The sequence below is a fragment of the Flectobacillus sp. genome (assembly GCF_049240685.1).
GTDB lineage: Bacteria > Bacteroidota > Bacteroidia > Cytophagales > Spirosomataceae > Flectobacillus.
The window spans coordinates 1-2306 of sequence record NZ_JBMLSD010000429.1 but is presented as its reverse complement, the minus strand read 5'-3'; the positions used below and the strand labels follow the sequence as shown (position 1 = coordinate 2306).

Sequence of the window (2306 nt, the reverse complement as noted above, 5' to 3'; positions counted from 1 at the left end):
GCATTGGGCAAAAATTCTTTATAATTTCATAAAAAACTAGCTTACAGCTTACAGCTTACAGCCTGTTGCTTTCAATGGGATTATTCACCAAGTTTTTAACAGAAAAGCGGTTGAAAAAATATTTTTCAACCGCTTTTTAATGCCTTTATCCAAGAGATGAATGGCTTAAGGCGCAATGATTGCATCTCTAAATCGAGAATATAATTTTTTACACAATCACTCACTCGCTCAATCCCCAAATTAGGGATGACTCATGTATATGACCTTTTACTCATTTTGAATACTTGTTGATACATATTTTTTATGTTCGATTCTAGAAAGGATAAGATTCTAGGATTTTATGAATAACTTGCGATAATAATGCTGTCAATTGTGCTCAATAATAACTAAACCATCAGCTCCCTAACAGCATTCCTGCCACAATTCTTTTAAATAAATTGAAACAGTATATCCTTATTTTGAACTTAAACCATTTGTTGTACAAGGCGATGAAAAAATGCCTGATGTAGGCAAAATGAAGGCAATAGCTTAAGCTATATGTCTGTAGATGCCTCACATCCGAGCAAAAGAGTTACCCATTCTTTGTACACAACTAACTTAAATCCTCAAAAGAGTTGCTTAGGTGGCACCGAGTAAGAGTATTGGAATGTGTATGTATAAGATTATTTTTCAAGTATGCCTGTTTTGTGTTGTCGTATGTTCAAGTTGTCATTCACAACAAAACAGAACGCCCGAACTCACTTCTAAATATGAGTTTAGAGCCGTTTGGATAGCTACCGTCGATAATATAGACTGGCCTCAAAAAGGACAGTATAATTCTGAAGAACAAAAGCGAGATTTTATTCGAATTTTGGACGAACACAAACGTTCAAATATCAATGCCGTGATGGTTCAGGTACGCGATGCCTGTGATGCCTATTATGCCAAAGGTTTAGAACCTTGGTCGGAGTTTTTGACTGGCACTCAAGGCAAATTCCCTACTCCTTTTTACGATCCTCTCGATTTTATGATAAAAGAGTCTCATGCTCGAAATATGGAGTTTCATGCATGGCTTAATCTTAATCGTGCAACCTTCAAAAAGGCTAGCTCGATTATGCCCGAGCATATTAGTGTGACCAAACCCGAGTGGATGATTCAGTATGACGGACAAAAAGTGCTAAATTTTGGTATTCCAGAAGTAAGAGATTACATTGTTCAAGTAGTGGTAGAAATCCTAAAAAATTATGATGTAGATGGGATTCATTTTGATGATTACTTTTATCCATACCCCGTACAAGGACAGCAACTGAATGATTTGGATACCTTTAGAAAATATGGTTCTGGTTATAAAAATATCGAAGATTGGCGCAGAAGCAATACTGATTTATTGATTCAACAGATAGGAGATGCCATCAAACGAACCAAGCCTTACGTAAAGTATGGCATAAGTCCATTTGGTGTTTGGCAAAACTATAGTTCTATTGTTAAGGTAGGGTCAAAAACCCAAGCTGGAACTACCTCTTATCAAACCCTCTATGCCGATACTCGCAAATGGGTTGAAAATGGTTGGGTCGACTATATTGTGCCTCAGGTATATTTTGAACGTAACCATCCCAAAGTGCCCTACAAGGTTCTTACTGATTGGTGGAGCCAGCATACCTATGGTCGTCATTTATATATCGGACATGGAATTTATAAAATCAAGTCGGGTTGGAATAATGCTGAGGCAACAAGTCAGCTTCGATTAGATAGAAACAATGCTAATATCCAAGGAGGAATGTTTTTTAGTTCAAAATGCTTGACCGAAAATTATGGAGGTATTCAAGATTCACTAAGAGCTTCGCTTTATAGGTATCCTGCTATTATTCCAGCTATGAAATGGAAGGATAGTATAGCTCCCAATCCGCCACAGCGCGTAATCGCGTTGAAAGAAAATGGGCTTAATAAATTGACATGGAAACCTGGAGAGGCCGCATCAGATGGTAACGAAAATGTATATTATGCCGTTTATCGATTCGAGAAAGCCGAAAAAATAAACCTTTTTAGAGTAGATAAAATACTGTATGTAGGTAGGGATGTTTCCTTTCTCGATTACACCTCCGAGAGAGCAAGAGGGTATGTATATGCGGTTACTTCATTTGATAGGCTCCATAATGAATCCACTCCAACGATGGTTGTGGTAAATTATGGAGATTAATAATAAAATAGGGCTTATTTTACCCAACAATCCATTGTATATAAGTAAAAAAGGAGTCAATGGTTTGATTACTTGACAAAACGCGAAAGTATCATTCATCTGTTTGGCCTTTTTGCTGAATTTTATAAAA

General features: G+C 36.9%; 1 protein-coding gene. It reads left to right on the top strand.

Translation table 11 applies throughout. The annotated features are described in order from the left end of the window. The first annotated feature begins 652 nt into the window (after positions 1 to 652). Positions 653 to 2176 (top strand): glycoside hydrolase family 10 protein, encoded by a 1524-nt coding sequence (locus tag ACOVQ4_RS19675; RefSeq protein WP_421822310.1) that lies wholly within the window; start codon positions 653 to 655, stop codon positions 2174 to 2176. Positions 2177 to 2306: the final 130 nt, after the last annotated feature.